The organism is Pseudomonas sp. TE36184, assembly GCF_054060055.1.
Genome location: NZ_JBSSCU010000001.1, coordinates 4,459,836 through 4,476,426 on the forward strand (window position 1 = coordinate 4,459,836; position 16,591 = coordinate 4,476,426).

General features: G+C 59.5%; 14 protein-coding genes and 1 rRNA gene. 12 read left to right on the forward strand and 3 right to left on the reverse strand.

Annotation, left to right across the window (positions count from 1 at the left end; all coding sequences use genetic code 11):
* Positions 1–80 precede the first annotated feature (80 nt).
* The 3 genes from ACVWZP_RS20000 to ACVWZP_RS20010 form a co-directional block, all read right to left on the reverse strand.
* A 16S ribosomal RNA gene (locus tag ACVWZP_RS20000) occupies positions 81–1,617 on the reverse strand.
* A 639-nt stretch (positions 1,618–2,256) separates the two neighbouring features.
* On the reverse strand, positions 2,257–3,477 hold the full coding sequence (locus tag ACVWZP_RS20005; RefSeq protein WP_457370088.1) for a CaiB/BaiF CoA transferase family protein: 1,221 nt from the start codon (positions 3,475–3,477) through the stop codon (positions 2,257–2,259).
* A 13-nt stretch (positions 3,478–3,490) separates the two neighbouring features.
* The gene (locus ACVWZP_RS20010; RefSeq protein WP_017849059.1) at positions 3,491–4,672 is read right to left on the reverse strand and encodes an acyl-CoA dehydrogenase; all 1,182 of its coding nucleotides are present in this window, start codon (positions 4,670–4,672) and stop codon (positions 3,491–3,493) included.
* A gap of 156 nt (positions 4,673–4,828) precedes the next feature.
* On the opposite strand from ACVWZP_RS20010, the gene ACVWZP_RS20015 reads away from it, so the two are divergent.
* The 12 genes from ACVWZP_RS20015 to ACVWZP_RS20070 all read left to right on the forward strand — a co-directional run bounded on the left by ACVWZP_RS20015 (position 4,829) and on the right by ACVWZP_RS20070 (position 16,546).
* Entirely contained in the window at positions 4,829–5,728 is a 900-nt protein-coding gene (locus tag ACVWZP_RS20015; RefSeq protein ID WP_104904171.1) for a LysR family transcriptional regulator, read from the forward strand.
* 452 nt (positions 5,729–6,180) lie between these two features.
* Positions 6,181–7,302, forward strand: coding sequence for a Re/Si-specific NAD(P)(+) transhydrogenase subunit alpha (locus tag ACVWZP_RS20020; protein ID WP_046381520.1), 1,122 nt, complete (start codon positions 6,181–6,183; stop codon positions 7,300–7,302).
* Between the two features lie 15 nt (positions 7,303–7,317).
* Complete coding sequence (locus tag ACVWZP_RS20025; protein WP_003187417.1) at positions 7,318–7,638, forward strand: NAD(P) transhydrogenase subunit alpha; 321 nt, start codon at positions 7,318–7,320, stop codon at positions 7,636–7,638.
* Positions 7,638–9,074, forward strand: coding sequence for an NAD(P)(+) transhydrogenase (Re/Si-specific) subunit beta (locus ACVWZP_RS20030; protein WP_457370089.1), 1,437 nt, complete (start codon positions 7,638–7,640; stop codon positions 9,072–9,074). Before ACVWZP_RS20025 ends, ACVWZP_RS20030 begins: the two co-directional genes overlap by 1 nt.
* 179 nt (positions 9,075–9,253) lie before the next feature.
* Entirely contained in the window at positions 9,254–10,747 is a 1,494-nt protein-coding gene (locus ACVWZP_RS20035) for an acetyl-CoA hydrolase/transferase family protein (RefSeq protein ID WP_017849055.1), read from the forward strand.
* Positions 10,748–11,063: 316 nt separating this feature from the next.
* Positions 11,064–11,279 carry a DUF1127 domain-containing protein gene (locus tag ACVWZP_RS20040; RefSeq protein WP_017849054.1) on the forward strand — a complete coding sequence of 72 codons (216 nt, stop codon included), beginning with the start codon at positions 11,064–11,066 and terminating at the stop codon, positions 11,277–11,279.
* Between the two features lie 265 nt (positions 11,280–11,544).
* Entirely contained in the window at positions 11,545–11,727 is a 183-nt protein-coding gene (locus tag ACVWZP_RS20045; RefSeq protein WP_017849053.1) for a DUF1127 domain-containing protein, read from the forward strand.
* Positions 11,728–11,886: 159 nt separating this feature from the next.
* Positions 11,887–12,207 carry a DUF2388 domain-containing protein gene (locus ACVWZP_RS20050; RefSeq protein ID WP_017849052.1) on the forward strand — a complete coding sequence of 107 codons (321 nt, stop codon included), beginning with the start codon at positions 11,887–11,889 and terminating at the stop codon, positions 12,205–12,207.
* A 106-nt stretch (positions 12,208–12,313) separates the two neighbouring features.
* Positions 12,314–12,622 (forward strand): DUF2388 domain-containing protein, encoded by a 309-nt coding sequence (locus tag ACVWZP_RS20055; RefSeq protein ID WP_046381522.1) that lies wholly within the window; start codon positions 12,314–12,316, stop codon positions 12,620–12,622.
* Positions 12,623–12,648: 26 nt separating this feature from the next.
* Entirely contained in the window at positions 12,649–12,969 is a 321-nt protein-coding gene (locus ACVWZP_RS20060; RefSeq protein WP_017849050.1) for a DUF2388 domain-containing protein, read from the forward strand.
* Positions 12,966–14,927, forward strand: coding sequence for a DUF7844 domain-containing protein (locus ACVWZP_RS20065; RefSeq protein ID WP_457370090.1), 1,962 nt, complete (start codon positions 12,966–12,968; stop codon positions 14,925–14,927). Before ACVWZP_RS20060 ends, ACVWZP_RS20065 begins: the two co-directional genes overlap by 4 nt.
* A 311-nt stretch (positions 14,928–15,238) precedes the next feature.
* Positions 15,239–16,546 (forward strand): CitMHS family transporter, encoded by a 1,308-nt coding sequence (locus tag ACVWZP_RS20070; RefSeq protein WP_017849048.1) that lies wholly within the window; start codon positions 15,239–15,241, stop codon positions 16,544–16,546.
* Positions 16,547–16,591: the final 45 nt, after the last annotated feature.

Consider the following 16,591-nt stretch of genomic DNA (forward strand, 5'->3'; position numbering starts at 1 on the left):
TTTCGGGCTGCTTCTTATCGTCTTCTTCAATGAATCAAGCAATTCGTGTGGGAACTTATGGAGCAGCTGATGTCGTCGATTAAGGAGGTGATCCAGCCGCAGGTTCCCCTACGGCTACCTTGTTACGACTTCACCCCAGTCATGAATCACACCGTGGTAACCGTCCCCCCGAAGGTTAGACTAGCTACTTCTGGTGCAACCCACTCCCATGGTGTGACGGGCGGTGTGTACAAGGCCCGGGAACGTATTCACCGCGACATTCTGATTCGCGATTACTAGCGATTCCGACTTCACGCAGTCGAGTTGCAGACTGCGATCCGGACTACGATCGGTTTTCTGGGATTAGCTCCACCTCGCGGCTTGGCAACCCTCTGTACCGACCATTGTAGCACGTGTGTAGCCCAGGCCGTAAGGGCCATGATGACTTGACGTCATCCCCACCTTCCTCCGGTTTGTCACCGGCAGTCTCCTTAGAGTGCCCACCATTACGTGCTGGTAACTAAGGACAAGGGTTGCGCTCGTTACGGGACTTAACCCAACATCTCACGACACGAGCTGACGACAGCCATGCAGCACCTGTCTCAATGTTCCCGAAGGCACCAATCTATCTCTAGAAAGTTCATTGGATGTCAAGGCCTGGTAAGGTTCTTCGCGTTGCTTCGAATTAAACCACATGCTCCACCGCTTGTGCGGGCCCCCGTCAATTCATTTGAGTTTTAACCTTGCGGCCGTACTCCCCAGGCGGTCAACTTAATGCGTTAGCTGCGCCACTAAGAGCTCAAGGCTCCCAACGGCTAGTTGACATCGTTTACGGCGTGGACTACCAGGGTATCTAATCCTGTTTGCTCCCCACGCTTTCGCACCTCAGTGTCAGTATCAGTCCAGGTGGTCGCCTTCGCCACTGGTGTTCCTTCCTATATCTACGCATTTCACCGCTACACAGGAAATTCCACCACCCTCTACCATACTCTAGTCAGTCAGTTTTGAATGCAGTTCCCAGGTTGAGCCCGGGGATTTCACATCCAACTTAACTAACCACCTACGCGCGCTTTACGCCCAGTAATTCCGATTAACGCTTGCACCCTCTGTATTACCGCGGCTGCTGGCACAGAGTTAGCCGGTGCTTATTCTGTCGGTAACGTCAAAACAATCACGTATTAGGTAACTGCCCTTCCTCCCAACTTAAAGTGCTTTACAATCCGAAGACCTTCTTCACACACGCGGCATGGCTGGATCAGGCTTTCGCCCATTGTCCAATATTCCCCACTGCTGCCTCCCGTAGGAGTCTGGACCGTGTCTCAGTTCCAGTGTGACTGATCATCCTCTCAGACCAGTTACGGATCGTCGCCTTGGTGAGCCATTACCTCACCAACTAGCTAATCCGACCTAGGCTCATCTGATAGCGCAAGGCCCGAAGGTCCCCTGCTTTCTCCCGTAGGACGTATGCGGTATTAGCGTCCGTTTCCGAACGTTATCCCCCACTACCAGGCAGATTCCTAGGCATTACTCACCCGTCCGCCGCTCTCAAGAGAAGCAAGCTTCTCTCTACCGCTCGACTTGCATGTGTTAGGCCTGCCGCCAGCGTTCAATCTGAGCCATGATCAAACTCTTCAGTTCAAACATCTTTGGGTTTTTAAGAAACCCTAAACTTGGCTCAGCAATCGTTGGTTACATCTTTGATTTCTCGCGGAGTAACTTGTGATGCTGATAATCTTGTTGACTATCAGTCTGACTCCACAAGCACCCACACGAATTGCTTGATTCAGTTGTTAAAGAGCGGTTGGTTAAGATCTTTCGTCTCAACCGAGGCGCGCATTCTACAGCAGCCTCATTTGCTGTCAAGTGATTATTTTAAGAAGTTTTCAAAGTTTCCTTTGTAACTTCAACCACTTGCGCTTCCGATCTCTCGTTAGCGGGAGGCGAATTCTACAGCGTTACACGCTGCTGTCAACACCTCTTTTTCTCCGCTTTCGACCGAGAAGATCGAAACGTCAATAGAGCCAAACAACACTGCTCTACCAACTCCTTCCAGGCTTCGATGAACTGAAGCAGGTCGCTGTCGAATCTTGCGTAACTCTTTGTTTACCAAGGAGTTTTCCGTTTCGACTGCGCCGGAAGTGGGGCGAATTATAGACGTCCAGGATTTGCCGTCAACCTTTAATTTCGCTTATCTATCCAATAGTTAGGATTGGCTAAAAAACAACCAACTTTCTTCTATATAGAGCCCTTAATGACGCTCTATATAGAAGAGATGACTCAGACAACCCCAGCTTCTTTTAAAGCAGCCACATTCGCCGGCATCAACCCCAGCACTTCCTGCAACACCCTGACCGTATGCTCACCCAATAAAGGAGGCGCGCTGCGGTATTCCACAGGGGTCTTGGATAACCGTATAGGACTGGCAACCTGAGGCACCATCCCCGCCAGTGCATGAGGCAACTCAATCGCCAGCCCGCGCGCCTTGACCTGGGCATCCGCGAATACCTGCGCCAGATCATTGATCGGCCCGCACGGCACGCCGACTCGCTCCAGTTGCGACACCCATTCAGCCGTCGTCTTGAACACCGTCGCCTGGCGAATCAAGGGAATCAGTTCCGCGCGATTGGCCACCCGCACCTTGTTGGTCGCGAAACGCGGATCATCCGCCCACTGCGGCTGACCTGCCACCTGCGCAAACTTACGGAACTGCCCGTCATTCCCCACCGTCAGGATGAAGTCGCCATCGGCCGTGGGAAAATCCTGATAAGGCACGATATTCGGATGTGCATTGCCCAAGCGCTTTGGCGGCACGCCTGTCGTCAGGTAGTTCATCGCCTGGTTGGCCAGACAAGCCACCTGCACGTCCAGCAGCGCCATATCAATATGTTGCCCGCCGCCGTCACGCTCGCGATGAGCCAGCGCCGCCAGGATCGCCACCGTCGAATAGAGCCCCGTAAGGATGTCAGTCAACGCCACCCCCACTTTCACCGGGCCCGCCCCCTCATCTCCCTCCGGCCGCCCCGTCAGGCTCATGAGTCCACCCAACCCCTGGATCATGAAGTCGTAGCCCGCACGGGCCGCATAAGGCCCCGTCTGGCCAAACCCCGTGATCGAGCAATAGATCAACGCCGGGTTGACCTCCTTCAGCGAGGCATAGTCCAACCCATACGCCGCCAGGCCGCCCACCTTGAAGTTCTCGATCAGGATGTCGGACTTGGCCGCCAGGTCACGCACCAGCTTCTGCCCCTCCGGCTGCGTGAAGTCGATGGTCACCGACTCTTTGTTGCGGTTGGCCGACAAGTAATACGCCGCTTCACTGGTGTTCTCGCCATACGCGTCCTTGAGGAAGGGAGGCCCCCAGGCACGCGTGTCGTCACCATTGCCCGGCCGCTCGACCTTGATCACTTCGGCCCCAAGGTCCGCGAGGATCTGCCCGGCCCAAGGGCCCGCCAGTACTCGCGACAAATCCAGTACCCGCAGATGCGAAAGCGCGCCCATGCCCGTGCTCCTATTAATAGAACGCCTGAAGACCGGTTTGCGCGCGCCCCAGAATCAAGGCGTGTACATCGTGGGTACCTTCATAGGTGTTCACCACTTCCAGGTTGACCAGGTGACGCGCCACCCCGAACTCGTCGGAGATACCGTTGCCGCCCAGCATATCCCGCGCCATGCGTGCGATATCCAGCGACTTGCCGCAGGAATTGCGCTTCATGATCGACGTGATTTCCACCGCCGCAGTGCCTTCATCCTTCATCCGCCCCAGGCGCAGGCAGCCTTGCAGGGCCAGAGTGATCTCGGTCTGCATGTCCGCGAGCTTCTTCTGGATAAGCTGGGTCGCCGCCAATGGCCGACCGAACTGATGCCGATCAAGGGTGTATTGGCGAGCGGTATGCCAGCAGAACTCGGCAGCTCCCAGCGCGCCCCAGGAGATCCCGTAACGAGCGGAGTTAAGGCAGGTGAAGGGGCCTTTCAAGCCACGCACATCCGGGAAGATGTTCTCGTCGGGCACGAACACGTTGTCCATGACGATCTCGCCGGTAATGGAAGCCCGCAGGCCGACCTTGCCGTGAATCGCCGGAGCGCTCAGACCTTTCCAGCCTTTCTCCAGGACAAAACCGCGGATATCGCCGGCATCGTCCTTGGCCCACACCACGAACACATCGGCGATCGGGCTGTTGGTGATCCACATCTTGGCGCCGGTCAGGCTGTAGCCGCCATCCACCTTGCGTGCCCGGGTAATCATCGCGCCCGGGTCGGAACCGTGGTTAGGCTCGGTCAGACCGAAGCAACCGATCCATTCACCCGACGCCAGTTTCGGCAGGTATTTCTGTTTTTGCGCTTCGGTGCCGAACTCATTGATCGGCACCATGACCAGTGACGACTGCACACTCATCATCGAGCGATAGCCGGAGTCGACTCGCTCGACCTCACGCGCAATCAACCCGTAGCTGACGTAATTCAGGCCACTGCCGCCGTACTGCTCGGGAATCATCGCGCCCAACAGGCCGGTTTCGCCCATCTCACGGAAGATCGCCGGGTCGGTCTTTTCATGGCGGAAGGCTTCGAGCACCCTTGGCGCCAACTTGTCCTGGGCGAATTGCTCAGCACTGTCGCGCACCATGCGCTCTTCTTCGGTGAGCTGTTGATCCAGCAGCAGTGGATCGATCCAGTTGAAGCTTGCCTTGCCAGCCATGAATAAGTCCTCGCAAAGAAATCAGAAGTCGTGGATGCAGACTAGGCTCGGCAAGCGCAGAGGGCAAACGAGGTTTTTGCATAGGCTTGTGCTAATTTCTCACTCCGTAACGGCCGAGAAGGGCGCAAACGCGCCTTATAAGTGAGAACAAGGTACATGCGCAGAAAAATCCCCAGCACCACCGCCCTTGTCAGCTTTGAAGCTGCAGCCCGCCACGAGAGCTTTACCAAGGCGGCGCAGGAGCTTTCCATCACTCAGGGCGCCATTTGCCGACAGATCGCCAGCCTCGAGGAGTTTTTGAGTGTCGAACTGTTTCGACGCTCGCGGCGTGGGGTCAAGCTCACAGAAGCGGGCCTGTCGTATAGCCGTCGTGTCGCCACGCAATTGGACGCGGTGGAGCGCGACACCTTGTCCGTCATGGGACAGCAGGGCGCGAACGTCATCGAGCTGGCGGTGGTGCCGACCTTTGGCACCCAATGGCTGATCCCTCGTCTCAAGGACTTTCAGCGCCAGCACCCGGAAGTCACGGTCAACCTCACCAACCGCACGCGCCCCTTCCTGTTTGCCGACACCGAATTCGACGCCGCGATCTATTTCGGTGATGCCGACTGGTCCGGTACCGAATCCCACCGGCTGATGGGAGAGAACCCGGTCCCGGTGTGCAGCCCGCGCTTACTCGGCAGCCGCACACACTTCAGCCCCCAGGAAATCGCAGAACTGCCGCTGCTGCAGCAGACCACGCGGCCCTATGCCTGGCGCCAGTGGTTCAACGCGCAACAACTGAACATACCCCGCGACATGACAGGCCCCCGCTACGAGCTATTCTCGATGTTGTCCCAGGCGGCCATGCATGACATGGGCATTGCGCTGATTCCACCGTTCCTCATCCAGCGCGAACTGAACGAGCACCAACTGGTGATCGCGAGCCCTGAAGCACTGAGCAGTTCGAAGGCGTATTACTTGATGATTCCTGACAGGAAAGTCGAATCGGCCTCCCTGCACGCCTTCAGGGACTGGCTGATCGACCAGTCCCAGCGCTATAGCCCAGTAATCTAAGGACGGAGTGGCATTTGTTGACTATGTAGTCAGTTAAAATAGAATCCTACAGATATATATAAATGTCGCATTCCAGCAAACTGTACCTGTTCGGCGAAAATGAGGCTAAAAGCCATGATTCTCATGGCTTGTAGCGACTATTACCGGCTAATGCCCGACTATTCACAACGGCGAGGGCGAAACTACAAAAAAACCGAAATACACCTTTAACCACTTGTATTTAAATAAGTTATCTCAAGGCATTGCGACAATCAGTCACAGGGTGACTTGTAGTTAATTTTTCGTCACCCGTCATAATCCCTTGAAGGCCGTAAAGTTCGCCTGCAAAATGCCGCGCCCCGCTGTCATTTCAGCGGGATCGTGCTGATCGGCCGCCCCAGATGCGCCACTCACGGTGCGCTGGCCTTTTTACAATAAGATCAAAAGCAAAAAGATCATGCAGGAGATTTCACGTGCACATTGGTGTTCCTCTCGAAACCCAGACCGGTGAAACGCGGGTGGCTGCCACCCCGGAAACCATCAAGAAGCTGATCGGCCAGGGCCATAAGGTCACTGTACAAAGCGGGGCGGGCATTAAAGCCAGCATCGTCGACAGTGCCTATGAAACGGCAGGTGCAACCATTGGCAGCGCCAGCGATGCATTTGGCGCGGAGCTGATCCTCAAAGTGGTTGCCCCCAGCGACAGCGAACTGACGCTGATCAAAAGCGGCACCGTGCTGGTGGGCATGCTCAATCCGTTCAGCAATGAAACCATCGCCAAGCTGGCCGAGCAGGGCATCACGGCCTTCGCGCTCGAAGCCGCGCCGCGGACTTCGCGGGCCCAGAGCCTGGACGTGCTGTCGTCCCAGGCCAACATCGCCGGTTACAAGGCCGTGTTGCTCGCCGCCCATCATTACCCACGCTTCATGCCGATGCTGATGACTGCCGCCGGTACGGTAAAAGCCGCGCGCGTGTTGATCCTCGGCGCTGGCGTCGCGGGCCTGCAGGCCATCGCCACGGCGAAACGTCTGGGTGCAGTGATCGAAGCGTCTGACGTGCGCCCGGCCGTGAAAGAGCAGATCGAATCCCTCGGCGCCAAGTTCGTCGACGTGCCTTATGAGACCGACGAAGAGCGTGAATGCGCCGTCGGCGTCGGCGGTTACGCACGCCCGATGCCGACCAGCTGGATGCAACGCCAGGCCCTGGCGGTCCACGAACGCGCCAAGCAGGCCGACATCGTCATCACCACCGCCCTGATCCCGGGCCGCAAGGCTCCGACCCTGCTCAGCGCCGACACGGTTGCCCAGATGAAGCCGGGCTCAGTGGTGATCGACCTTGCCGCAGCCCAGGGCGGCAACTGCCCGCTGACCGTCGCCGACCAGGTGGTGGTGGAAAACGGCGTGATCATTTGCGGTCCGACCAACCTGGCGGGTGCCGTCGCCGCCGACGCATCGGCCCTGTATGCGCGCAACCTGCTGGACTTCCTGAAGCTGGTCTTCAACAAGGAAGGGCAGTTTGAAATCAACCTCGAAGACGACATCGTCGCCGCGTGCCTGATGTGCCGCGACGGCCAAGTCATCCGCAAAAACGCCTAAGCAGGGATTCAGACGATGGAAGAGCTTATCTCCCCCGGTATCTACAACCTGATCATCTTCGTGCTGGCGATTTATGTCGGTTACCACGTGGTCTGGAACGTTACCCCCGCACTGCACACGCCGTTGATGGCGGTGACCAACGCAATCTCGGCGATCGTGATCGTCGGCGCCATGCTGGCTGCTGCGTTGACCGTGACTCCGCTGGGCAAGACCATGGGCACCCTGGCCGTGGCCCTGGCGGCCGTCAACGTGTTCGGCGGCTTCCTGGTGACTCGCAGGATGCTTGAGATGTTCAAGAAGAAAGCCCCGAAAGTAAAAGAAGAGGCGCCGAAGTAATGAGCATGAATCTTGTCACGACGCTCTATCTGATCGCGTCGATCTGTTTCATCCAGGCCCTCAAAGGCCTGTCGCATCCGACCACTTCGCGGCGCGGCAACCTGTTCGGCATGCTCGGCATGGCGCTGGCGGTGCTCACCACCGTGGGCCTCATCTATAAGCTGGGCGCTGAGCTTGCCACTGCCGGCATCGGCTACGTGATCGTGGGCCTGCTGATCGGCGGCACCGCCGGCTCGATCATGGCCAAGCGCGTGGAAATGACCAAGATGCCGGAACTGGTCGCCTTCATGCACAGCATGATCGGCCTGGCCGCGGTGTTTATCGCCATTGCCGCCGTGGTCGAACCGCAATCCCTGGGCATCGTCAAACACCTGGGCGATGCGATCCCGGCCGGTAACCGCCTGGAACTGTTCCTCGGTGCCGCCATCGGCGCCATCACCTTCTCCGGTTCGGTGATCGCCTTCGGCAAGCTGTCGGGCAAGTACAAGTTCCGCCTGTTCCAAGGCGCACCGGTACAGTTCGGCGGCGAACACAAACTGAACCTGGTGCTCGGCCTGACTACATTGGGGCTCGGCCTGACCTTCATGTTCACCGGCAACCTCTCTGCCTTCGCGCTGATGCTGGCCCTGGCGTTCGTGCTGGGCGTGCTGATCATCATCCCGATCGGCGGCGCCGACATGCCGGTAGTGGTGTCGATGCTCAACAGCTACTCCGGCTGGGCTGCGGCAGGGATCGGCTTCTCGCTGAACAACTCGATGCTGATCATCGCCGGCTCGCTGGTGGGCTCCAGCGGTGCGATCCTGTCCTACATCATGTGCAAGGCGATGAACCGCTCCTTCTTCAACGTGCTGCTCGGCGGTTTCGGCAATGCGCCGGATGCCGGTGCGGCGGCCGGCTCGAAAGAAGCGCGCCCGGTGAAGTCCGGCTCGGCCGACGACGCCACGTTCCTGCTGACCAACGCCGATACCGTGATCATCGTGCCGGGCTATGGCCTGGCAGTGGCACGGGCACAGCATGCGCTGAAGGAACTGACCGAGAAGCTGACCCACCGTGGCGTGACCGTGAAGTACGCGATCCACCCGGTGGCCGGCCGCATGCCCGGACACATGAACGTATTGCTGGCCGAGGCCGAAGTGCCTTACGACCAGGTGTTCGAGATGGAAGACATCAACTCCGAATTCGGCCAGGCTGACGTAGTACTGGTGCTCGGCGCGAACGACGTGGTCAACCCGGCCGCCAAGAACGATCCGAACTCGCCGATTGCCGGCATGCCGATCCTCGAGGCGTTCAAGGCCAAGACCATCATCGTCAACAAGCGCTCGATGGCCAGCGGCTATGCCGGCCTGGACAACGAGCTGTTCTACCTGGACAAAACCATGATGGTCTTCGGCGACGCCAAGAAGGTTATCGAAGACATGGTCAAGGCTGTCGAGTAACACTGCGCCAGCGCAATACCCGAAACCCTGGCCTGCAGTAGGCTAGGGTTTTTTATTGCAGCATGAAAACCGACCAAAGGCCCTAAATCGCTGCCCGGCATTCGACCATGGTAGCGGGCCGAAAACTTTTGAAATCACTAAACTGCGCACCTTGCCTCCGTATCTCGAGATAACAATCCATGTACCGTGATCGTATCCGCTTGCCTTCGCTGTTGAACAAGGTCATGAGCGCGGCTGATGCCGCCGCACTGATCGAGGACGGCATGACCGTCGGGATGAGCGGCTTTACCCGTGCGGGTGAAGCCAAAGCCGTCCCTCAAGCTCTGGCCGAACGTGCCAAGACGTCGCCGCTGAAAATCACCCTGATGACCGGCGCCAGCCTGGGCAACGATCTCGACAAGCAACTGACCGAAGCCGGCGTACTGTCGCGACGCATGCCGTTCCAGGTCGACAGCACCCTGCGCAAGGCGATCAATGCCGGCGAGGTGATGTTCATCGACCAGCATTTGTCGGAAACCGTCGAGCAACTGCGCAACAACCAGCTCAAGCTGCCTGACATTGCCGTGATCGAAGCCGTTGCGATCACCGAACAAGGCCATATCGTGCCGACCACTTCCGTGGGCAACTCGGCCAGTTTCGCGATTTTCGCCAAGCAAGTGATCGTCGAGATCAACATGGCGCACAACCCGAACCTGGAAGGCCTGCACGACATCTACATCCCGACCTATCGGCCAACGCGCACGCCGATCCCGCTGGTAAAAGTCGACGACCGCATTGGCAGCACCGCGATCCCGATTCCGCCGGAGAAGATCGTCGCCATCGTGATCACCAACAAGGCTGACTCGCCTTCCACAGTGACGCCGCCGGACGCCGACACCCAAGGCATCGCCAGCCACCTGATCAACTTCCTCAAGCAGGAAGTGGACGCCGGCCGCATGACCAACAAGCTCGGCCCGCTGCAGGCCGGGATCGGCAACATCGCCAACGCCGTGATGTGTGGCTTGATCGATTCGCCGTTCGAAGACCTGACCATGTATTCGGAAGTGCTGCAGGACTCGACGTTCGACCTGATTGACGCCGGCAAGCTGAGCTTCGCCTCCGGCAGTTCGATCACCTTGTCGGAGCGACGCAACAGCAACGTGTTCGGCAACCTGGAGCACTACAAGGACAAACTGGTGCTGCGCCCGCAAGAAATTTCCAACCACCCTGAAGTGGTTCGTCGCCTGGGCATCATCGCGATCAACACCGCGCTGGAGTTCGACATCTACGGCAACGTCAACTCCACGCACGTGTGCGGGACGCGGATGATGAACGGAATCGGCGGCTCGGGCGACTTCGCGCGTAACGCGCACCTGGCAATCTTCGTGACCAAGTCGATTGCCAAGGCCGGGGCGATTTCCAGCGTGGTGCCGATGGTCAGCCACGTCGACCACACCGAGCACGACGTCGACATCCTGGTGACCGAAGTGGGCCTCGCCGACTTGCGTGGCCTGGCGCCACGGGAGCGCGCACGGGTGATCATCGACAACTGCGTGCATCCGGACTATCGCGATGCGTTGAACAAATACTTCAACGCCGCTTGCGCGATTGGTGGCCACACCCCTCACGTCCTGCGCGAAGCCCTGAGCTGGCACATTAACCTGGAAGAAACCGGGCACATGCTCAAGGATTGATCGATACACAACCGAGCTGATGCACACAGTTTCATCAGCTCGGTTGCACCACCCTCCTTTCTGTAAAAAACTGTACTGCTGTACCGGTCTTTTCCTACCGAAATATCCCACACCCTTCTTCTAAAATGCCATTTTTGCACTGTTTCAGTGCGGACAGGTACAGTTGCCCCATTTCCGTACAGTACAGCCGCTATAAACAGTTAACTGGCCCCTCACAATACAGGTGAACTGTATCTAGAGAGTCTTGCGCGGGAGGAGGATCATTGGCATCAGTTAAACCACTACCTAATCCCGCCACAAGCGGAAGGATGTCATCATGGAACGTACACTCAGTTCCGATCTGTTCTTTGAAGAAAAAGCTGTAAGCACCCAGGCTTCCCTGCCTCTGCGCGTTATCGCCAACCTGATGCTGTGGCAGCGCCGCATCTCCAGCCGCCATCAACTGGCTCGTCTGGATTCGCGTCTGCTGGCTGACGCAGGTATCAGCGAAGCACAACGCTACGAAGAGCTGAGCAAGCCGTTCTGGCGCTAATGAGCGCCCGCTGGCCCTGACCCACCGGGTCCACAGCCAGCAACCTGATTCGTTAAGCAAAGCCCGCCCCGGGTCACCGGAGGCGGGCTTTGTTGTGTCTGGGCCCGGGTGTTTTCGGCCCCGAACAGATCGCTTGCAAATCAACCAGTACAGTTCAATTATTATAACAATTAAGCAGTACAATTGAGTGCCGGTGTATCTGTATCGGTCGAAACGATCCGCTCAACATGGTCTTCCAAAAAAAAGACCCTGTAAGGCGCTCCCCATGCACCCACCAACCCCGCGCACCACGTTGTTACGCCGCACCGTCGCCACGCTCGCCAGGTGGCGGCAACAGGCCCGAGAACGACACCAACTGGCCCAGCTCGACCCGCGAGAGCTGTCCGACGCGGGTATCAGCCCCGGCGAGCGCCAGGTCGAGCTGTCCAAGCCGTTCTGGCGTGACTAGACAGTCAAGACGCTTTTCGAATGGACAGGCCGCGGCTTAATATCCGGTCACCACGTGGCGAACCGTGTAGAACGGGCGTCTGATGCTCAATGGCATCCACATCCGTTTCACAGTGGCCGCTGCGCGTGACCTTATTTGTTCATCTACAGGAGTAACCCCATGTCCCGTCTTCGCCTGCTGAGTGCCGCCGCCCTGTTGGCCCTCGCCGCCAACGCCCATGCGTCCAGCCTCATCGTGACGACCGACTCGATCGTCGGCGCATTGAAAGCCACCTCCGATGCCAGTTCCGATGCCACCTCCTCCCTGCGTGACAACAAGGTCGTGCGCGCCGCCCGTGACGACGCCGCCAGCTTCGTCGCCAGCCAAGGCGCCATTCGTGGGGTCAAACTGGAAAGCGCCCTGGCACAGATCCGCCAGCAAGCGCCACAACTGAGCGCTGCGACAGACGCACAACTGGCCCAGGCCATTCTGGCCATCTGAAAACCCGTCGGAACAAGGGAGCGCCAGCCGCTCCCGGATGCCTCGACGCTGGCTCTCGCCCGGGCATTGCGCTAGCCTTGGCGCTCGCTTTCAGTTGTCGAGTCCCATGGCTTTTTCATACCGCCTAGTGCTGGTTCCCGTGATGTTTGCTGCCGGCTGGTCGCCATTGGCTTCGGCCTTTGATCTGTCCACCCAGAGCACTGTGGTGAGCGCTTATGCCACCAGCAAAGTGACCTCCGCGCCGTTTGACCGAAAGTGGGTGCTGGCCGCCCAGGATGACGCTGCCGCATTCATTGCCACTGACGGCCGATGGCGGGGGGCTCGGCTGGAATCAGCGCTGGATCGTCTGCGCCGCAGCCAACCAAAACTTAACGCCAGCGACCTTGAACTGGCGCAAGCAATTCTCGTCCAATAATCATCTTTGTATTTCGGAGTCATTCCATGCGTAGCCCGCTGATCGCCGCCGCTCTCGGCCTGCTGTTGTTGACCGATGTCGCCCACGCGCAGACCTTGAAGGCCACCAGTAACATCATCGTCCGCGCCTCCGCGCGCACCATTGATTTCACCTCGGACACCACCACCTCCATCCGCGACTCCAAAATCGTGCGCGAAGCCCACGATGACGCCGCCAGCTTCGTCGCCAGCAACGGCGAGATCCGTGGCGCACAACTCGAAGCCGCCTTCGACACCCTGCGCACCCGCGTACCGGAAGCCCGTGATGCCAGCGACCAGACCCTCGCCGAAGCCATTCTCGCGCTGTGAGGCGTCTCATCGCCTGGCTCCTGGCCGGGGCTGTGCTGTTGTGTGCCGGCGCAGCCCAGGCCAGCCTGCAACTGCGGCTCATTACCGAAGGTTTGAGCCCAGCCGAACAGCAGGCCAGCCAGGCGTTGCTCGATGAAGCGCTGCACTCACTGCCGCCGCGCTTCATCGAACAGTTGGACCGGCGCATCGATGTCGGCTGGACCGACAAGATGCCCGCCAACGCCTACGGCCAGGCCTCCCTGGTGTCCGAGCTGGACCTCAACCGCAACCTGCTCGCCAGCCTGACCGACGGCAGCGCCGCCACCCGCAAGACCAACCGCCCCCACGGTACCGTGCGCCGGGAAATGCTCGCCACCGTGCTGCATGAACTGACCCACATCTACGACCGTGCGCGCCTGTGGCCCAGCGACGAGCGCGCGCTGATCCGACGCTGCAGCCGCCAGAACAGCATCACCGGCCTGGTCGGCCTGCCCGATCAATGCCGTGGCCAGAACGACCGCCGCTTCACCCTCAGCGACGACCCGCGCCTGCTCGACCTCGCCGGCTGGCCGCAATACGTCGGCCGCCGCGGTGAGCGCGAGCAGCACAACCGCCAGGTCGCGCGCAGCCCGGACCTCTACGAAACCAGCAGCCCGCTGGAGTTCGTCGCGGTCAACATGGAATATTTCCTCCTCGACCCGAGCTACGCCTGCCGCCGCCCCGCGCTGTTCCGCTATTACAAGAAACACTTTGGCTGGGCGCCGCCCGCGCAAGACACCTGCGCCAAGACCTACGCCTTCCTCAACGCCGGCAACGATTTCGCCAAGACGCCCCTGGGCCATGTCGACCCGGAACGGGTCTACGAAATCGATTACCTGCTCGCCGAAGCCAACCAGAACCTGGTCAGTCGTTGGGGCCACAGCATGTTGCGCCTGGTGATCTGCGCGCCGGGGCGCCCTCGCGGCCCGGACTGTCGGCTGGATCTGGACCAGCATCTGGTGTTGTCCTACCGCGCCTTTGTCGGTGACGTACAACTGTCGAGCTGGGATGGCCTGGTGGGCAAGTACCCGTCACGGCTGTTCGTGTTGCCGCTGGCCCAGGTCATCGACGAGTACACCAAGACCGAATTGCGCGGCCTCGCCTCGGTGCCGCTGAAGCTGACGCGCCGGGAGATCGAGGACACCGTCGAACACGCGGCCGAAATGCATTGGAGCTACGACGGCAACTACTTCTTCCTGTCCAACAACTGCGCGGTCGAAGGCCTGAAACTGTTACGCAGCGGCAGCGCCAACCCGCAATTGACCGGTCTGGACAACATCACGCCCAACGGGCTGCTGGAGGTCCTGCAGGCGCGCGGCCTGGCCGATACCAGCGTGTTGAACGACAAGCGCGAGGCGCTGCGCCTGGGCTATCACTTCGACTCGTTCCGCGAGCGCTACCAAGCGATGTTCGACGTGCTGCGCAAGCGCCTGCCGATCCAACAGACCCAGGTCGAAGACTGGCTGTCCCTGAGCGCGCAAGAGCGCCGCCACTGGTTCGAGCAGGCCGACCTGCGCACCAGCGCCGCATTACTGCTGCTGGAACAGGCAAGCTTTCGCAAGCAATTGATGCTGGCCCAGGACGAAGTCAAACAACGCTACCTCGGCGCCCGCGAGCTGAAAAATGGCGGCATGGAGAAAGCCAACGCCACGCTGCAGCAGATTCTCGCCAACAGCGGCTTCCTCAGCCGCCCGGCAGAACTGCTGGGCAGCGGTGGCTATGGCTTGCCGCAACCTTCGGAGTCCAAGCGGCTGGAATCGGAAAGTGCCGAGCGCCAGAAACAGCTGCAATCCCTGACCGGCGAACTGGATAAAGAGGTGAGGGCGCTGCTGGACCCGTCCCGCGCCGCCGAGATTGCCGCGTGTGAAGCTAACCTCAAGCAGATTGGCGAACATCTGCGCAAACTGCACAAAGCAGCGGGCGGCCTCGAACTGCCCTGAAAATTTGCGCATACACCAGCTGAATGTGGGAGCGAGCCCCCTCCCACATGTTGATCTGCGCAGGCCTGGAGACCGTGTGTCATTTCCACCTCACCTGTTTGATCAACGAAAGCTGGCTGAAAGCTTACGCGTCTAGGATCGCCCCCACTGCCGGCAACAGACCGGCTGTTAACAACAACAATGGTGATTCCCGATGTCCGCTCGCTCCCGCCTGTTCGCCCCCACTCCACCCGTAAGCCTCGTGCCTCTCGTTCTGCGCTGACCCCACCCGGTTCGCCATTCCTTAGCCGCGCTACGCCTGGAGTATTCCTATGCTGACTTTCCTTGGCTTTGCCATGGTCATCACGTTCATGTTCCTGATCATGACCAAGCGCCTGTCCGCGCTGATCGCCCTGATCATCGTGCCGATTCTGTTCGCGCTGTTCGGCGGTTTCGCGCCGAAGATCGGCCCGATGATGCTCGAAGGCATTACCAAGCTCGCGCCGACCGGCGTGATGCTGATGTTCGCCATCCTCTACTTTGCCCTGATGATCGACTCCGGCCTGTTCGACCCGGCCGTGCGCAAGATCCTCAAGATGGTCAAGGGCGACCCGCTGAAAGTCTCGGTCGGCACCGCCGTGCTGGCCTTGGTGGTGTCCCTCGACGGTGACGGCGCCACCACCTACATGATCTGCGTGGCCGCGATGCTGCCGCTGTACCAGCGCATCGGCATGAGCCCGCGGATCATGGCCGGCCTGATCATCCTCGCCGGAGGCGTGATGAACATGACGCCCTGGGGCGGCCCGACCGCTCGCGCCGCGAGTGCGCTGCATGTGGACCCGTCAGACATCTTCGTCCCGATGATCCCGGCCATGGCCGCCGGCGTGGTCGCGATCCTGGTGATCGCTTACATGTACGGCAAGCGCGAACGTGCGCGCCTGGGTGAACTGCACCTGCAGGGCGACGAGATCGATCACAGCGAAATCAGCGTGTCGCAATACCCGGATGCCCGCCGTCCGAAGCTGATCTGGTTCAACGGCGTGCTGACCCTGGCGCTGATGTGTACATTGATCGCCGGCCTGTTGCCACTGCCGGTGCTGTTCATGGTGGCGTTCAGTATCGCGATGATCGTCAACTACCCGTGCCTGCAACAGCAGAAAGACCGCGTCGCCGCCCATGCCGGCAGCGTACTGGCCGTGGTGGGGTTGATCTTCGCTGCAGGGATTTTCACCGGCATCCTGTCGGGCACCGGCATGGTCGACGCCATGTCCAAGAGCCTGCTGGCGGTCATTCCAGAAGCCCTGGGCCCTTACCTGGCGGTGATCACCGCACTGGTGAGCATGCCGTTCACCTTCTTCATGTCCAACGATGCGTTCTACTATGGCGTACTGCCGGTGCTGGCCGAAGCCGCCAGTCACTATGGCATCACCGCCGTAGAAATGGCCCGTGCCTCCATCGTCGGCCAACCCGTACACTTGCTCAGCCCGTTGGTGCCATCGACTTACCTGCTGGTGGCCCTGGCCGGTATCGAATTCGGCGATCACCAGCGCTTCACCCTGAAGTGGGCAGTGCTGGTTTGCCTGTGCATAATGTTCGCGGCGTTGCTGATGGGGATTTTTCCGCTGTTCAGCACTCTATAATCGTACCGACTCACCGCGCGGCGCTGCAGCTGGCGCGGTTTAACA